The organism is Roseivirga sp. (genome assembly GCF_034669765.1).
In the GTDB taxonomy this organism is placed as follows: domain Bacteria; phylum Bacteroidota; class Bacteroidia; order Cytophagales; family Cyclobacteriaceae; genus Roseivirga.
Genome location: NZ_JAXMOQ010000008.1, coordinates 48,200 through 65,519 on the forward strand (window position 1 = coordinate 48,200; position 17,320 = coordinate 65,519).

Sequence of the window (17,320 nt, forward strand, 5' to 3'; positions counted from 1 at the left end):
GTATATACTCTATCTCAAACAAAGTTCAAAAATGTGAACGACTATAAAAAATTAGTTGACGATACCCTGTTCTTTATTGCTCAAAAAGGCTGGACAATAAATGAATCTTCATTCTATGATTCGCTTGCTATGTTCTTAAGTGAGAATTTAGAAATGGCTTATGTACTCATTGATAGGATTAGTGACAAAGAAGGTAATGTAGAGACGATTACATTTGTTGATTCTGGAGTAGTGAAAACGAACATTTCATACCCGCTCCTAAACACTCCTTGCGAGAATGTAGTTGGTAAAAGTCTCTGTGTTTATACCAGCAATGTTCAAATGCTATTCCCTGAAGATGACATGCTGGCACAAATGAAAGCTGAAAGCTATATAGGAATTCCTTTATGGGATTCGAAGGGACAAGCCATTGGGCTGATTGCTTTATTAGACACTAAGCCTATTACAAATGCCTCAGAAATTGAAACCATTCTACAAATCGTAGCCGTTCGAGTAGCTCATGAAATAGAACGGAACAATTTTGAGCAAGCGCTTATTGCTAAAAACAAGGCACTGGAAAGACAGAATAAAGAACTCGAACAGTTTACTTATATCGCTTCCCATGATCTGCAAGAACCACTTCGGACATTAACGAGTATCAATCAGCTTTTCCAAGATGAGTATAAAGGAAGATTAGATGAACGAGGTAATACTTATCTCAAATTCATCAACGAATCGGCCAATCGAATGCAAAAGCTAGTTAAAGGACTGTTGGACTATTCGAAAATTGGAAAACTAGGAGATTTAATCGAAATTGATTGTAATGAGGTCCTCAGAGAGGTATTATTAGATATTTCACTTTCAATAAAAGAAAATAATGCAAAAATCATAATTGAAGACCTGCCTATCGTTAAAGGCTATAGAACAGAATTGAGGCAGCTATTTCAAAATTTGATCGTTAATGCGATGAAATTCATAGACAAAGACACAGCACCAGAAATAGATATTTCAGCTAAGGAACTTGATCAAGAATGGTTATTCTCCATAAAAGACAATGGAATTGGTATTGATCAAAAAGATAAAGAGAAGATTTTTGTAATTTTCAAAAGGCTTCACAATAGGAACAATTACGAAGGAACAGGCATTGGTTTGTCGAACTGCAAAAAGATAGCGGAATTGCATGGTGGAAACATTTGGGTGAATTCGAAATTGTTTGAAGGTAGTACTTTCTATTTTACCATTACCAAAACTAAAAATCTGTGAACAAAAAGTTGAACTGCATATTATTGATCGATGATGATGATGCTACCAACTTCATTCACCAAGTAATTATAAAAAAGTCCAATGTGGTAGAGCAGATAGTCACCACCTTAAACGGAAAACAGGCCCTCGAATATTTAACTAGCAGTGGCAAATACAGCGATGCACAAAAAACGCTACCCTCTTTAGTTTTCCTTGACATCAATATGCCTGTAATGGACGGGTGGGCATTTATAGAAGCTTATCAGGCGCTATCCGAGGATATAAAAAAACAGATGGTTATTGTGATGCTCACTACATCTTATGATCCTGATGATAAGGAAAGAGCACTGCAAATTTCTGAAATTTCTGAGTTTGAGAAGAAACCAATGACTTTTGATATGCTGGATAAAATCATTGAAAAACATTTTTCAGAGAATATCTAGTCAACCAAGAGTTCAATCATTGCCTTTAAACAAAAAAACCTGTCAGTCTAGAAGACTCACAGGTTTAAAAATCATAGTTCTCTCTCAATTCAAAAGCTCTCTCTCAGCTCAAAAGTCTTGCGCATTCTGTTGATCATCTTTGTAGATTCTTCGAAATTTAGCGTTTGCTGACCATCAGAATAGGCTTCTTCTGGTTTTTCATGGGTCTCGAAGATTACGCCATCGGCACCTGCCATAATACTGGCCAAAGCGATAGGTTCTACAAAGTCACGGATACCAATACCATGCGAAGGATCTGAAATCACAGGCAAATGTGTTTTCTCTTTTAATACCGCAATCGCATTCAAGTCCATGGTGTTTCTTGTGGCGCTTTCATAAGTACGGATACCTCTTTCGCAAAGCAAAAGCCTTTCATTTCCTCCACTGAAAACATATTCGGCAGAAGAAAGCAGTTCGTCAATGGTGCCAGAAATACCACGCTTGATCATTACAGGTTTATCCACTTTACCCAGTTCATCCAAAAGATTGAAGTTCTGGGTGTTCCTCGCCCCTACCTGATAGATATCGGTGTATGGATACATTTCAGCAATTTGAGAAACCTGCATTACTTCGGTAATGATTTTAATGCCTGCCTCTTTGGCCAATTGATACCAGAGTTGTAAACCTTCGATTCCCAAACCACGGAAAGAGTAAGGCGAGCTTCTAGGTTTGTACACACCACCTCGCATAATAGAAATGTCGTTTTCTTTCAAGTGAGCAATCACCTTTCTGATCTGGTCTTCACTTTCGATAGAACATGGACCAGCCATAATCTGGAAACCGCCTTCTTCAATCACAACCCCATCACCAAGATCGATAATGGTCGGTTTTACCTTCCACTTCTTCGATACCAGTTTGTAGTCATCCGATACGATATGAATATCGCTGATACCTTCCATATGGCCGATTTCACGGATATCAAAATCCTTTTTCCCCGTTCCAATCAGGTATTCTCCTTTTTGGGTAATCACGGTGGTCGGTTTATATTTCAAACCTTTTACTCTATTGACAATGGCCTCTTTCTGTGCCGTGTTAATGTCTTTTTCGAATTGTATAATCATGATTTAGTCATTGGTCAATAGTCATTGGTCGATAGTGAGAGCTATAAACTTGACTATGATGGTATATTTTTAATTTACGATATACGATTTATGATGTACGTAACTCCCTTCATTATTTGCAATATGATTTATTAAGTGAAATAGCTACTGAGTTAACACCTCTTACACTATTTACTAATAACTCTTCACTCAATCACAGATTTAACAAAACCAGAGATCTTCTCTTCTAAACTCCCTTCTTCCGAAATGGCTTTAATAAAAGCACTGCCAATAATGGCTCCATTGGCATTTTCGCAGGCTTTGTCAAAGGTTTCTGCATTCGAAATACCAAAACCGATGAGGGTCGGGTTTTTCAAGTTCATATTTTTTACGCGAGCGAAATAGTCGGATTGATCTAGAGAAATGCTGGTCTTTGCCCCAGTGGTACTCGCTGACGATACCATGTAGATAAAGCCGTTTGAGTTCTCATCTATTTGCCTAATTCTCGCTTCTGAAGTTTGCGGAGTAATTAAGAAGATATTGTACAGCCCATGTTTTTCGAACATCGGTTTATAAATCTCTAAATACTCAAACATCGGCAGATCGGGTAGAATTACCGCGTCCACCCCTACTTCTTCGCACTTCGCGCAAAAGTTCTCCATACCAAACTGCACAATTGGGTTGACATAGCCCATCAGCACAATCGGCACCGAAACCTTGTCTCTGATGTCTTTCAATTGATCAAAAAGCACTTTCAAACTCATGCCATTCTCCAAAGCCACCCCATTGCTTTCTTGAATGGTCGGGCCATCGGCAATGGGATCGGAATACGGAATTCCAATTTCAATTAAGTCGGCACCCGAAGTTTCAAGCGCTTCTAAAATTGTCGTGGTATCGTACAGCTGAGGATAACCCGCAGTAAAGTACACGTTCAATACGCGCTCCTTTTTGTCCTGAAATAATTTATCTATTCTGTTCATTTTTGTGTGTCTTGGGTCTTGCGTAGTGAGTCTTGAGCTAGCCGCTCAATACCCAATACTATGTACTCCATACTCCTAATATTTCCCCCATTTAATATAGGTCTCCAAATCCTTATCGCCACGGCCAGAAAGGTTGATGACCACCACATCAGAAGAATTGAATGTCATTTGATTAAGCGCTGCAAAAGCATGTGCACTTTCCACGGCAGGAATAATGCCTTCTGTTCGACTCAATAGTACTCCCGCCTTCATGGCTTCTTCATCCGTTACGCTGTAGAATTTCGCTCTACCCGTTTCAAACAAATGGGCATGCACTGGGCCAATACCTGGATAGTCCAGCCCCGCAGAAATTGAATAGGGCTCTATGACTTGACCGTCTTCCGTCTGCATTAAAAGTGTTTTACTACCGTGAAGAACACCTGGTTTCCCTAAAACTGTGGTCGCTGCCGAGTGTCCAGTGTGATTTCCTAAACCAGCAGCTTCAACAGCTACCAGTTTCACGTCTTCATCATTATAGTAATGATAGAAAGCACCAGCAGCATTACTTCCTCCGCCTACGCAGGCAATCACGTAATCTGGATTTTCCTTACCCTTCTTTTCTAACAGTTGGGCTTTAATTTCTTTGCTAATGACCGACTGAAAACGAGCGACCATTTCAGGGTACGGGTGAGGCCCTACTACCGAACCGATGATGTAGTGCGTGTCGGTTGGATTGTTGATCCAATGACGCATGGCTTCGTTGGTGGCATCTTTTAGGGTTTTGCTCCCACTTTTAGCTGGCCGAACTTCAGCACCCAAAATGCGCATGCGCTCCACATTTGGCTTTTGACGCGCCATATCTACTTCGCCCATGTACACGATGCATTCAATGCCCATTAAAGCGCAAACCGTAGCGGTCGCCACCCCGTGCTGGCCTGCGCCAGTTTCTGCAATGATTTTCTGTTTGCCCAGCTTTTGCGCCAATAGAATTTGTCCTACTGTGTTGTTCACTTTATGCGCTCCTGTATGGCAAAGGTCTTCTCTTTTGAGGTAGATCTCCGCTCCATATTTTTCAGACAAACGCTCTGCTAAGTACAGTGGCGTTGGACGACCAACAAAATCGCGAAGCAAGTGATTGAACTGCTTTTGAAAATCAGGCGCCTGAACAATTTGCTCGTAGTTCTCTCGTAGCTCTTCTATGTTTGGATAAAGCATCTCTGGAATAAATGCTCCTCCAAAATTACCGTAATACCCTCTTTCGTCTACTTGTATTTTCATCTTTCTTGTTTTCTAAACTTTATTTTAACCTTGAGACTGCCACGTTCTTTATCTCCCTCTGGTCGGAAAAGAACTCGCAGTGACGGTCACCGATTGTCATTGCGAGAGGACTTTCTTGCGACAGCAAAGAAAGTTGACGAAGCAATCTCTTTTTTAGATACACTGAGATTGCTTCGTCACAAACCTTCACTATCGTAAGGTTTGTTTCTCGCAATGACGATTCTAAATCAAATTCTTTAGCTCCTTCAACTTCTCCACATCCTTCAGTCCAGGCTCAACCTCAAACTTTGAGTTGATATCAATCGCATAAGGTTGAACTTTCAAATCGCTTAACGATTCAATATTTTCTATGTCAATTCCTCCACTTAAAAAGTACGGAATTGTACCATCATATTCATTCAGTATTTCCCAGTTAAACAGCTCTCCATTCCCTCCTCTTTCTTTCCCTTTGGTATCGAAGAGAAAGAAATCAACATGAGGCTTATACGCTTCCAATTCACCGAAATCAAAGCTATCTCCCACAGAAAACACTTTCATTACCTTAACTCCGTTCGCTTTAAGCACAGCACAATATTCTGGCGTTTCATCACCGTGTAGCTGGACTAAATCCAGCCCAAACTGAGCTACTTTTCCTTTCACAAAATCAAGTGACGCATTTACAAACACCCCTACCTTTTTTGTACTGAAAGGAAAGGCATTTAACAATTCAACATCCAAACCATCCGCTACATCACGCTTCGACTTTCCGTAGAAAATAAAGCCCATATAGTCAGGCTGTAGCTTTAACAGCTCACTGATATTGGTGCTTTCTCGCATGCCGCAGACTTTCAATTTCATAGTTAGTAGTTAGTAGTTAGTAGTTAGTAGTTAGATAGAACTTTCAATGAGAATATGGGTTCCCCGATTTCCTGTTTTCTGATCAACCGATCAACTGCTTCTGAACCGCCTCAATAAACTCAGCAGCGGCTCTTTCTGGCCTGCCCGTTTTCATAAAGGTTTCTCCAATTAAAAAGCCTTGAAAGCCTGCCTTTTTCAACTCAACAATTGTAGCAGGGTCGCTAATACCGCTTTCTGAAATCTTCACGAATTCATTCGGGATTTTGTCCACCAACATTCTTGAAGTTTCAATACTGGTTTCAAAAGTCTTGAGATTGCGGTTGTTTACTCCTACTGCGTCCAAATCTGGAGAGAGATAAGGATGCAACTCTTCTTCATTATGAATTTCCATCAGCACTTCTAAATGAAGCGTTTTGGCAAATGCCGCCAATTCCTTTAACCTTTCAGGAGTCAAAGCAGCTGCAATCAGCAAAATAGCATCAGCTCCAATCGATTTGGCTTCAATGATCTGGTATTCATCAATGATAAAGTCCTTTCTTAGTACAGGGCAGAAGTTGAATTTTCTGGCTGTAGAAAGGTCTTCGTTCTTTCCTCCGAAAAACTCAGAATCGGTCAGTACAGAAAGTGCCGAAGCGCCTGCCTGCATATACCCGATTGTAGTACGTTCTACCATGGCGTGCGCGTTGATCACTCCTTTTGAAGGTGATTTACGCTTGAATTCGGCTATAATTCCCGATTTATCTTCGCGCAGCAAATACTTTTTCAACGAAACTGTTTTGCTCTCGAAGTAAATGCTCTGCTCTAATAACTTAGGAGGGAAAAGCCCTTTTCGTTCGGCTACTTCCTTCTCTTTGTGTGCAATGATTTTTTGTAGTATATCCATTCTGTGTTAGTTATTGGTTATTAGTTATTAGTTATTAAGTCACAGAGGTAGTTCAATCTTTTCTGCTGAACTCGAAATCAAAAAGAAGGATTCCCTTTTCCTCATAACTCATTTCTCATACACTAATAACTACAAGTCAAGTATCTTTTTAAACGCCTTCAATGCCTTCCCCGATTCGAGTGATTCCCGTGCGTAACCCACTGCATCATCGGTGTTATAGCCTTTACCGCATTGTAAAGCCATGGCCGAATTGGCAATCACTACTTCGTTTTGGGCTTTTGTGCCTTCTCCTTTTAAGATCTTCTCGAAAATTTTGGCTGATTCTTCCACCGTTTCGCCACCAAAAATGGCTTCGGGTTGAATTCGGCTTAACCCTAAATCTTCGGGTTGAACAATTTCTTCCTGCAAATGCGTGATCTTCTTAAATCCTCCTGTCAATGAAATTTCGTCATAGCCATCAAGCGCATGCAAAATCACAAACTGCTTATCTGTTTTTTGGTAAAGGTAGCCGTATAATCTGGCCAACTCTAGACTAAACACTCCTACCAATTGTTTTTTGGGAAATGAAGGATTCACCATTGGCCCCAACATATTAAAGAAGGTTTTTACGCCCAAGTCTCTTCGAATGGGCGCTACGTTTTTCATGGCTGGGTGAAAAAGTGGTGCATGCAAAAAGGCAATTCCACTTTCATCCAAACTCTTTTTCAGCTTACCAATGTCGTTGGTGAATTCGTAACCGAAATGCGCCATCAAATTCGAAGAGCCAGAAACAGAGGACACACCATTATTTCCGTGCTTGGCTACGTTTTGCCCTGCACCTGCCACAATAAAAGAGCTTAGTGTGGAAATATTAAAGGTGTTCTTTCCGTCTCCGCCCGTACCACAAAGGTCAATGGCATCATATTCCGGAATATCTACCGGCACGCAAAGTTCCAGCATGGCATCGCGAAAACCTTCTAGTTCTTCGACTGTAATACTACGCATTAGGTAAACGGTTAGAAATGCCGCCACCTGACTTTGATTGTATTTCCCCAGCGTGAGGTTCATCAAAATCTCTTTTGCTGTGGTTTTATCCAGCGATTTGTATTCTATAAGTTGGTTTAATATGTCTTTCATCTTCTTTAACTAGTTATTAGTTATTGAGAAATTAGTTATGAGTGCTTGCTATCGAGTCAGAACTCATAACCAATAACTATTTACTCTTTACTGGGCCCTGCTTTCAGCCAATTCTCAAGCAATTTATGCCCATACTCCGTCATGATGGATTCTGGGTGGAACTGTACGCCCTTTACATCATATTCTTTATGACTGATCGCCATGATCTCACCGAGTTCGTCATAGGCGGTGACTTCAAGTTCATCGCCTAAATCCTCCTTACTCACATTCCAGCTATGGTAATGGCAAATTTCATATTCGCTTGGAATCCCATTGAAGAGTCGATCCTCGGGCTTCACCACTTTAATTTTGCTCGACACGCCATGCAATACTTCAGTCATATTATAGAGTGAGGCTCCATAGGCTTCGGCAATGGCTTGATGGCCCAAACAAACCCCCAAAATGCTTTTGGTTGCGCCATAACGCCTGATGAGTTCGGGCATAATTCCCGCTTCTTCTGGAATTCCCGGCCCAGGAGAAAGTAAAATCTTATCATAAGCCTCCACTTCGTCTAGTGTTATTTGATCGTTTCGTACCACGGTCATTTCTGCACCCTTGGCCAACTCACGCAGGTAATGCACCAAGTTGTAGGTGAATGAATCGTAGTTATCTAGTATTAATATCTTCATCGTTCGCTTTGCTCACTTTTAGTTATGAGTAATTAGAAATCAGTTATTAGGGGGAGTTTCATCGGTATCTAATGGCAATTGTTTCGCCTTTGCGAGATACTTGATATACCCATTCAATATTTTCTTAACCTCGGTCAATTAAGATTCATAATTCTTTAAAGTTTGTTCATCGATATACCCTTCATCGAAGGCAACAATTAAATGGTCTAAAGTCTCGGTTAAAGAACCTCTTGCTACTCTACAGAACTGAATATTTTCTTGGTAGTGAAACCTGCCATAACCCTCAGCAATATTAGCTGTAATCGACCTACTCGATCGTTTTATCTGATCAGTTAATTTGAACTTCTCATCAGAAGGGAATTTTTGAGTTAAAGTAGAAATACTCTTTCTCAGCACCCTAGCCTTCTTCCAAACCTCCAAATCCGTAAAACTGTGAATACTCATTTCTCTTAACTTTTAACCAATAACTACTATCTAATTTCCTCCGCCATTTCAATGGCTTTTCTCAACGCTCCTAGTTTATTGTTTACTTCTTGTAATTCAGACGCTTTATCTGATTTAGCGACTACGCCTGCTCCTGCTTGAAAATGTAGGTTGCTGTTTTTACTCAGGAAAGAACGGATCATAATGGCATGGTTGAAATTGCCATCGAAACCCATGAAACCGATAGCGCCACCGTAATAGCCTCGTCTAGTTTTTTCATATTCGTTGATTAACTGCATGGCACGTACTTTCGGAGCTCCAGAAAGTGTTCCGGCTGGAAATGTGCCCGTTACCATGTCGGTTGAAAGCACATCTGGGTTAAGTGTTCCAGTTACCTTCGATACCAAATGAATGACATGTGAGTAGTATTGAATTTCTTTGTAGGTATCCACTTTCACATTCGACCCAGCGCGGCTTAGGTCATTACGAGCCAAATCCACCAACATAACGTGTTCCGAATTTTCTTTTGGATCGTTGTGCAGTGCTTTGGCCAATTCCGCATCTGCTTCATCATTTCCAGTACGTTTAAAAGTACCGGCAATCGGATGAATAGTGGCCTCACCATCTTTAATGACCAATTGGGCTTCGGGAGAAGAACCGAATATTTTGAAGCTACCATAGTCAAAGTAGAAAAGATAAGGCGAAGGATTTACCGATCTTAGGGCGCGATATACGTTGAACTCATCTCCCTTAAAGCCTTTCTGGAATCTTCTTGAAAGCACAATCTGAAATACATCTCCTCGGTGGCAATGGTCAATTCCCTTTTGAATAATGTTCAAAAACTCATCATCTGTATAATTGGAACTCTCTTCGGCTACCGTTTTGAATTCGTAAGACGGGTAATTCTTATTGTTCACCAAATTAATAATTGGTTCTAATCCTTTGGGCTCGCTTCCTTCTGGTGAATGCTCAAAAACATAAAGTTCGTTTTTGAAATGGTCGATGGCGATGACATAGCGGTACACATGGTAAAGCACATCGGGAATTCCATATTGATCCTCCTTCTTTTCGTTTACCGGAATGTTCTCGAAATACTTGACAGCATCGTAGCCAATGTAACCGAAAAGGCCATTATTGATGAATTTGTAAGGGTTATCATCCGATTCGAAGCTTTGGGAAAAAGCACTCAGTTCATCGCCTACCTTACTATTTTCTACTTGATATTGCGTTTCCGCTTGGCCGGGCAACTGCTTTGTCAATTGACCATCCTTCAACCTAAAACTGGCAAGAGGTTCGCAGCAGATGTAAGAAAAGCTATTGTCATTCCCATGATAATCAGAGCTTTCCAATAAAATTGGGTTCTCGTATTTGTCGCGCAACTTTAAGTAGATACTTACCGGAGTGACTGTATCTGCCAGTAGTTTTTGCGAGATAGTATTTAATTTAATCTTGTTCATTTTTCGGTTCTTGAATGGCCTAAAACAAAAAAAAGCCTGCGTGAAGCAGGCTTTTGAATATCGTTAGATTACATATAGCGTGAGTTCACATCAACTGAGTTCAGTTAAATGCCACCACCATGCGCTATGTAAATTTGTGTTTCTCATTATGCCCCAAATCTAGGAAAGGATTTTTCTAAAGCAAACAGAAAATTGGAAATTTACATCTGAGGCTGTTCCTTCTGTCCATAAGTTGAAATGAAATGCCTTTCAACCGACATTTTTATTTTTATCAATGCGGAATATTCTAAATTGTCGACTCAACAAAACTCGAAGTCATGTTCCGTAAATTGAATTTCCTAATCGCTTTAATCCTTCTTTTTTCTTTCAATTCAATGGCCTTTCAGGAGCAAAAACTTCCTGAACAAGTAGACTTAACTTCTAAGCTTACGGGACATACTCCCATCAAGGGCGATATAAAACTAAAAGACCGTCAATCACAAGAATCACGTGAAATGGTAGCTGAATTTCTAAAAACGGAACTTTCAAAATTCATCGATCAGGTTGAAATTGAAAATTATAGCGCCACAGGAAACAACGTGGTAGGAACCATTATGGCCACAACAAAAACCGATGAATGGGTAGTTTTAGGTGCGCATTATGATTCTGTAAAAGATTGTCCTGGGGCGAACGACAATGCTTCTGGAACTGCTTTAGTTTATTCCGTAGCCAAGCATATTGCAGGTTTAAATTTGCGCAAGTACAATGTCAAGATTGTTTTCTTCGATGAAGAAGAGCGCGGCCTAATAGGCAGTAAGGCCTATGCGAAGAAACTAAAGGATGAGAACTTCAATATTGTTTCGGTACACACCATTGACCAAATGGGTTGGGACAATGATGGTGATCGTGGTTTTGAGTTAGAAATGCCTACAGAAGCACTAAAAGGTCATTACTTAAAAGTGGCCAAAGACTATGGTTATGAGTTTCCTATCCACATGTCCACTGTCACTTCTACCGATCACCGTTCTTTCAGAAATGTGGGCTTTAATGCCATTGGATTGACCGAAGAATACGTAAACAAAGACACTACTCCACATTACCACAAGCCCACTGATACTTTTGAAACCATCAATTTTGAATACTTAGGGACAATTACAGTCTATGTTCAGAAGGTATTTGAGGAGTTGTTGAAGTAATAACCAGTTTTTGCTCAATCATTTACGAAAGAGCACTCAGATAAAACCGCTGCATAATTATTAATCCATGAGGCTTAAGCCTATTTTTGCGCTTCTTAAAAAATCAAATTGATATGCTGGGTTTAAAACTCGCTACTGATCCACGTTGGGCACATTTAGCAGAAACTAACATTGAAGAGATTCTAACCGACCATGCTTGGTGCGAACAAAAGGCAGCTACAAATGCCATTACCATTATAGCTAACAACCCAGAACATACCGATCTGGTGACTGAACTACTCCTATTGGCACAAGAAGAGCTGGATCACTTTAGAATGGTGCACGATATTATCAAAAAACGTGGCTACACTTTGGGACGAGAGCGAAAAGACAGTTATGTCAATGAACTGTTCAAAGCACGAATCAAAGGAGGAAATAGGCAACAAAACTTAGTTGATCGACTACTATTTTCTGCCATGATTGAAGCCCGTAGCTGTGAGCGTTTTAAAGTACTTTCTGAAAACATCAAGGACGAAGAATTGTCTAAATTCTATTACCAGCTGATGGTAAGTGAGGCTGGGCACTACACCACATTTCTAGGTTTCGCTAGAAAGTATGGTGAAGGTTTAGATGTAGATAAGCAATGGAAAGAACTGATTGAAATTGAAGCCGAGATTATTCAACGCTACGGTAAATCAGAATCTATTCATGGCTGAGTTGATCAAGTTGTAGCTTAAACCCGGATAATGCAATAGACTATCTATTACGGACGTAACTCACTTTAAATCAGTCGCTACGCTTCATTTGTCTTTTCACCATAGCGATGCTATGCTTTCAAAGCCAAACTTACTGATTCTTTGCGACTTACGCCCTCATAATAATCTCTATTGCATAAACCAGGTTAAAGCATCTTACAAAGGCTATAAAACAAAATCGCCCTTCCAAGGAATTCTTGGAAGGGCGATTTCTTTAAAAATATTGGTACTAATTATTATTCAAACGAATCATTACAGGCCTGTGGTCGGAAACTTGAGAACCAAAAGTGGTTTGGCAGTTGTCTAATGTCAAAACCAAGGTTTCAGTTGCCTTTGTGAACAGCTCATTCGTAATTAGAATCTGATCAATTTGGCTTGGCCACGAAGGGTAGGACCATCCACTTGAAGCGCCTTGCGCTATGGGCATGGTAGTGAACTTGTAGTTCGCATTATCATCGATAAAGTTCTGATAAACGTTATCTGCTTGATCCACAATTTCATCATTGAAATCTCCGAGTAAAATCACATTCTCATTCGGTAAATTGGTGTCAATATAGTCTTTCAGCAATACAGCACCACTTCTTCTTCTGTCTTCAGAGCCACTGCAACACTTCATATGTATATTGATAATGCTCACTGTCAACCCATTGTTGTGCTGAAATTTCATGTACAAAGGCCTTCTTGCCGAAGTAAAAGCAAAATTGTAATCGTCATTGCTGCTTACAGCAAACAAATTTTCAGGTTGTGTCAACACAGTGATTTCAGAAGTCTTATACATATAGCCCACCCATTGAGAACCTGCATAATCCTCAACATGACCAGACCAGCCATCTAAACCATCAACAAGTGCATTAAATTCTGATTTTGATGTGATCTCTTGAAGTGCAATCACATCCACATCGGTGTCTGCTATAATTTCTTTTACTGCATCAGCAGTATTGGCGTGCATCGGGAAATTTTCGATATTCCAAGTCACTACTTCTAAAGTACTTTCTCCAACTTCTGGCAAACAAGCCTCATAAATGGAAGATTCCACAATTGGATCTGGCGTTGGAGTATCCCCTCCTCCTCCACAAGCCGTTGCCAAAAAACAAATCACTACCACTAATCTCCACAACTTCATATCGCTTTCTTTTTTGTGTAAAATTAAGTGATATTTCATGTATTGTCAGGTTAATTTTGGTCAAATCGTGTTAAGCCAACATTACGTTTTGCTTCATACTTCTTTTTCAATTCACTTAAAACCACAGACTCACTCACAAATTCTACCATATAGCTTCGAGTTAGAAATCAATTTCACGTAATCTCCTTCGACTTCATAAATTTCATTGATTGGCCTCCATTTGGCATTTGTCGTGTCATAAGCTCCAGAGGCATCATAATTTGCAACCTTTCCATTTATTACGGGCACTTGAATTTGATCAATATCCTTCACTCTAACCCAAACCTCCACCTCAAAAGCTTCCACTTTAGGATTGATTAAATAAGTAAAAGTGGCTGCTTCCCAAGTTTTCAAGTCTACTTCACCTTTGGATATTTTCACTTTTACATCTTCGGTTTCGAAATCGTCCAAAGCGAGCTTGAACCTAATTTTGACTCCTTCGTGCATGCAAAATGTAACGGCCTCTGTTCCAAAATCAAGCTCGGTCAGTGTAAGTTTTGGCGCATGTTTTAATTGATGAACTTTGGGAAGTTGGGCACTGATCAAGAGCACAAAAGCCAGTACTAGGCATAGACCTAAAAAAATTCTAGAAACCATTTTTCGAAGTGTTTTTTCTTATTCAACAACTATTAACGACCTCTCTTTCATCACTCGCCAACCCGCCAGAAAAGTAACCAAAACGGACAAGGCAAGAATAGCCATTTGATTTAAGCCTTCAAAAGTAAAACTACTTCCCACAGTAGCGTAACCAGCTTTGAATACATTGATAAAACCAAGAACACTGGCAACGAAAACCGTAATCAACATGGCCCAATTCATGACCAATCCATTCCTATGAACATTGAGGTACGATACATTATTACAAATCAGCCAAAGAAAAATAGCGATCACAGGGAGAATCAAACCGTTGGCGGCTTGGGCCAAAATTATTACGGGAATGGGCTTCACACCAGTCATGCCGAAAACCAAGCCCGTAAGCATTACACTGCCCCAGGCGAGTCTATATTTTAAACCATTGGCTTCCCAACCTTTTTCGCTTTTGGCCACACTTTTTAAAGTAATAGCAGCCGCCAGTGGTGCTGTTATGCTGGAAGTAAAACCCGCTGCAAATAGGCCAATGGCAAAAGTATAGGACATCCAAACACCGTTATTCTTAGTTAAGGTAGCCGCTAAGTTTTCGAAACTAAAACCACCCTCTACCGAAGCGCCCGCTAACATAATGGCCGTAGAAATCAATCCGCCAATTAAGATGGCCAGCACCAAACCAAAACGCATAAATGACAAGCTTTGCCCTTTCGCCAAGCCCGATCCCATGAAAATATTGTAAGGAACAATCGTGGTTCCTACCAAACCTAAGGTGATCAAAATGGAGCCTTCGGGAAAGGAAGGAACTAAAGCGCCCTTCAATAAATCAGCTCCATTGATCGGAGTGCTTAATCCAGAAATCAGAAAGGCGACTCCCATAATGGCTACTACAAAGCCCATAATATTGGCTACGGTTTTGGTTTTACCACTCCACAAAACAAGGGTACTTGCTCCTACAATAATCAAGGTAAAAACAGAAGGTTGTACACCCGTGAAAATTAGCGCAACACCAGAAATCGCACCCAAGATATTCCCTGCTTCATAAGCCGCACAGCCCAAAAATATGGCCACTCCAATGCTCAGTGCTACACCTTGCGACTTAAATCTATCTTTAATGGCTTCGCCCAAAGTCAGTTCAGACGCAATGGTAATTCTGGCAGCAGACTCTTGTAATATGATGCAAGCGAAAATGGAGAAGACCAGTGCCCAAAGTAAGCTATAACCATAGCCAGCGCCAGCAGCCGCAGCAGTGGTTACAGTACCAGGCCCAATAAAGGCCGCAGCAATCACCATCCAAAAAAGTAAGCTCCACAGTTTTGATTTCATTCCAGCAAGTTAAAAAGTAAATGCAAAAAACCCGTTTAGCTAAAAAATGTCCGAAATCCTTAAATTCCACTATATTAGAACTTCAATAAGACTATGCAACGATTTTTAGCAGTATTATTCATCATTTCTCTTTCCACAGCCAATCTGTTTTCCCAAAAAACCTGGGTAGATAAAGGTATTTCAATTACCCAATTAGACACTTTAGGTGACGGATACGAATCACTTCGAGGTACTTTCACAATTGAAAACTCAAGTATTTACGAGGTAATGAATCTCATTTTAGATGTGGATGGCTATGATTGGGTAGAAGGTGAAAGCAGATCAGAAATGCTGCTAATTGACCATCACGACTCTACGTTCACCTTCGACTTCTTTGTTAATGTTCCTTGGCTCTTTGTTAAAAGAACTGGACGTATAAAAGTGGATGTTCACTACAAGGATGAAACTTTTTATACTGGATCTACACAAATAAGGAATTATAATAGAAACGAAGATTACGATTTAGTTGATTTTTATTCTGCTCAATGGAAGGTGCAGAAACATGGCGCAAATAATGTAAAAGTTAGTTATTTGGGGGTTTATCAAGATCAAAAAATGGTCATTAACCTCAACAGCATAGTGATCAATAAAATTAGAAAACGATTGAACAGCACACTTTATAACTTAAAAGTAAGGGCATCAGAAAATGCCAACCCTGTTCAGTCCTTGGTATGGCCAATGGAAAAGGCCAATACAAGGTTTAAGACCGAGGGAAATCAGTAAACACCTTCTCTTGTGTAAACCGAACTTGAATAAATTTCTTAAACCAATATGAATATTTAGTTCTCTTGGCGTTATTCACGTGTACAAATTCATTTACCTTTTTCGATGTCAAAAATTAAAGTTGCGGTGGTTTTCGGTGGGCGATCTACCGAGCACGAAATTTCTCTTATTTCTTCAGAAGGTATTCTTAAGCATATCAACAGATCATTGTATGAAGTCATTCCGTTGAGGATTGACATTGGAGGACATTGGTTTTTACAGGATACCGAAAATACATATGATAAAGTAGGAACTTCAGTTACCCTGATTCAAGGTGATAAAGGAGCTGCGGTATTGGAAAATGGTTCTGGAAAAATTTTAAAAGAAATCGATATTGTTTTCCCTGTGCTCCATGGTGTTTTTGGCGAGGATGGAACCATTCAAGGTTTACTGAAAATGCTCAATGTGGCCTTTGTGGGTTGCGGAGTTTTGGCTTCGGCCACTTGTATGGACAAAGATGTAACCAAGCGTTTATTGCGTGATGCCAATATTGCCATCGCACCATATGTTTGTGCTACATGGACCTATCAACCCAACTTTGACAAAGTAGAACAAGAACTTGGTATTCCACTTTTCATCAAGCCCGCTAACCTAGGTTCTTCCGTAGGCGTGCATAAGGTAAATTCCAAAACGGAATTCGAATCTGCATTACAAGATGCTCTCAAATACGATAGCAAAGTGCTTATTGAACAGAATATCAACGGACGCGAAATCGAAGTAGCGGTAATGGGCAATGAAAAACCTCAGGCTTCATTGCCCGGAGAAATTGTGAACACAGCTGGTTTTTATGATTTCGAATCGAAATATGTGAGTAAAGATGCTTCGAGCATTCATATTCCTGCGCAACTCACCGATGATCAAACCAAAGAAATTCGGGAAATGGCGAAAAGAGCATATACAACATTGGGCTGTGAAGGCCTCGCCCGTGTTGATTTCTTTATCAGCACCGATGGCACCATTATGGTCAACGAAATCAATACCCTCCCGGGCTTCACTCCTATTAGCATGTACCCTAAAATGTGGGAAGCAACCGGAGTGAGTTATGCTGAGTTAATTGAACTGCTCATTCAGTTTGGTGTGGAAAGGTTTGAAAGAGAACAGCAATTAAAAATTGTGGCTAGGCAAGTGAAATAAGGTGAATGAAGGATGAAGCCAAAACAGATATTCTCTTTT

18 protein-coding genes are annotated in these 17,320 nt (G+C 40.2%); 6 read left to right on the forward strand and 12 right to left on the reverse strand.

Annotated elements, in window-relative coordinates; all coding sequences use genetic code 11:
• The first annotated feature begins 33 nt into the window (after positions 1-33).
• Positions 34-1,242, forward strand: a complete 1,209-nt coding sequence (locus VOI17_RS15410) for an ATP-binding protein (protein ID WP_323758122.1) — start codon at positions 34-36, stop codon at positions 1,240-1,242.
• Positions 1,239-1,664, forward strand: coding sequence for a response regulator (locus VOI17_RS15415; RefSeq protein WP_323758123.1), 426 nt, complete (start codon positions 1,239-1,241; stop codon positions 1,662-1,664). The genes VOI17_RS15410 and VOI17_RS15415 overlap by 4 nt, the downstream gene beginning before the upstream one ends.
• Positions 1,665-1,753: 89 nt before the next feature.
• On the opposite strand, the gene aroF is transcribed toward VOI17_RS15415, so the two are convergent.
• The 9 genes from aroF to VOI17_RS15460 form a co-directional block, all read right to left on the reverse strand.
• Positions 1,754-2,764: a 3-deoxy-7-phosphoheptulonate synthase gene (gene aroF, locus VOI17_RS15420; protein ID WP_323758124.1), complete on the reverse strand. Its 1,011-nt coding sequence runs from the start codon at positions 2,762-2,764 to the stop codon at positions 1,754-1,756.
• 185 nt (positions 2,765-2,949) lie between these two features.
• Entirely contained in the window at positions 2,950-3,723 is a 774-nt protein-coding gene (trpA, locus tag VOI17_RS15425) for a tryptophan synthase subunit alpha (protein ID WP_323758125.1), read from the reverse strand.
• A gap of 75 nt (positions 3,724-3,798) precedes the next feature.
• Positions 3,799-4,980 (reverse strand): tryptophan synthase subunit beta, encoded by a 1,182-nt coding sequence (gene trpB, locus VOI17_RS15430; protein WP_323758126.1) that lies wholly within the window; start codon positions 4,978-4,980, stop codon positions 3,799-3,801.
• 222 nt (positions 4,981-5,202) lie between these two features.
• Positions 5,203-5,817 (reverse strand): phosphoribosylanthranilate isomerase, encoded by a 615-nt coding sequence (locus tag VOI17_RS15435; protein WP_323758127.1) that lies wholly within the window; start codon positions 5,815-5,817, stop codon positions 5,203-5,205.
• A gap of 82 nt (positions 5,818-5,899) precedes the next feature.
• Positions 5,900-6,700 (reverse strand): indole-3-glycerol phosphate synthase TrpC, encoded by an 801-nt coding sequence (gene trpC / locus VOI17_RS15440; RefSeq protein WP_323758128.1) that lies wholly within the window; start codon positions 6,698-6,700, stop codon positions 5,900-5,902.
• Between the two features lie 129 nt (positions 6,701-6,829).
• Positions 6,830-7,816 (reverse strand): anthranilate phosphoribosyltransferase, encoded by a 987-nt coding sequence (gene trpD, locus VOI17_RS15445; RefSeq protein WP_323758129.1) that lies wholly within the window; start codon positions 7,814-7,816, stop codon positions 6,830-6,832.
• 80 nt (positions 7,817-7,896) lie between these two features.
• Positions 7,897-8,484: an aminodeoxychorismate/anthranilate synthase component II gene (locus VOI17_RS15450; protein ID WP_323758130.1), complete on the reverse strand. Its 588-nt coding sequence runs from the start codon at positions 8,482-8,484 to the stop codon at positions 7,897-7,899.
• Between the two features lie 138 nt (positions 8,485-8,622).
• Positions 8,623-8,928, reverse strand: coding sequence for a four helix bundle protein (locus VOI17_RS15455; RefSeq protein WP_323758131.1), 306 nt, complete (start codon positions 8,926-8,928; stop codon positions 8,623-8,625).
• Positions 8,929-8,954: 26 nt separating this feature from the next.
• On the reverse strand, positions 8,955-10,364 hold the full coding sequence (locus tag VOI17_RS15460; protein ID WP_323758132.1) for an anthranilate synthase component I family protein: 1,410 nt from the start codon (positions 10,362-10,364) through the stop codon (positions 8,955-8,957).
• A 317-nt stretch (positions 10,365-10,681) separates the two neighbouring features.
• Here VOI17_RS15460 and VOI17_RS15465 point away from each other — a divergent pair, with 317 nt between their 5' ends.
• Together VOI17_RS15465 and VOI17_RS15470 are read left to right on the forward strand one after the other, a co-directional pair.
• The gene (locus VOI17_RS15465; protein ID WP_323758133.1) at positions 10,682-11,539 is read left to right on the forward strand and encodes a M28 family metallopeptidase; all 858 of its coding nucleotides are present in this window, start codon (positions 10,682-10,684) and stop codon (positions 11,537-11,539) included.
• A 113-nt stretch (positions 11,540-11,652) separates the two neighbouring features.
• Positions 11,653-12,234 (forward strand): tRNA-(ms[2]io[6]A)-hydroxylase, encoded by a 582-nt coding sequence (locus VOI17_RS15470; protein WP_323758134.1) that lies wholly within the window; start codon positions 11,653-11,655, stop codon positions 12,232-12,234.
• A gap of 268 nt (positions 12,235-12,502) precedes the next feature.
• On the opposite strand, the gene VOI17_RS15475 is transcribed toward VOI17_RS15470, so the two are convergent.
• The 3 genes from VOI17_RS15475 to VOI17_RS15485 form a co-directional block, all read right to left on the reverse strand.
• A complete protein-coding gene (locus VOI17_RS15475; protein WP_323758135.1) occupies positions 12,503-13,396 on the reverse strand; it encodes an endonuclease/exonuclease/phosphatase family protein in 894 nt (297 codons plus the stop codon).
• Positions 13,397-13,525: 129 nt separating this feature from the next.
• Positions 13,526-14,032, reverse strand: a complete 507-nt coding sequence (locus VOI17_RS15480; protein ID WP_323758136.1) for a hypothetical protein — start codon at positions 14,030-14,032, stop codon at positions 13,526-13,528.
• Between the two features lie 18 nt (positions 14,033-14,050).
• Positions 14,051-15,346: an NRAMP family divalent metal transporter gene (locus VOI17_RS15485; protein WP_323758137.1), complete on the reverse strand. Its 1,296-nt coding sequence runs from the start codon at positions 15,344-15,346 to the stop codon at positions 14,051-14,053.
• 93 nt (positions 15,347-15,439) lie between these two features.
• On the opposite strand from VOI17_RS15485, the gene VOI17_RS15490 reads away from it, so the two are divergent.
• Both VOI17_RS15490 and VOI17_RS15495 read left to right on the forward strand, forming a co-directional pair.
• Positions 15,440-16,108, forward strand: coding sequence for a hypothetical protein (locus tag VOI17_RS15490; protein ID WP_323758138.1), 669 nt, complete (start codon positions 15,440-15,442; stop codon positions 16,106-16,108).
• Between the two features lie 105 nt (positions 16,109-16,213).
• Positions 16,214-17,281, forward strand: coding sequence for a D-alanine--D-alanine ligase family protein (locus VOI17_RS15495; protein ID WP_323758139.1), 1,068 nt, complete (start codon positions 16,214-16,216; stop codon positions 17,279-17,281).
• The last annotated feature ends 39 nt before the right edge of the window (positions 17,282-17,320 follow it).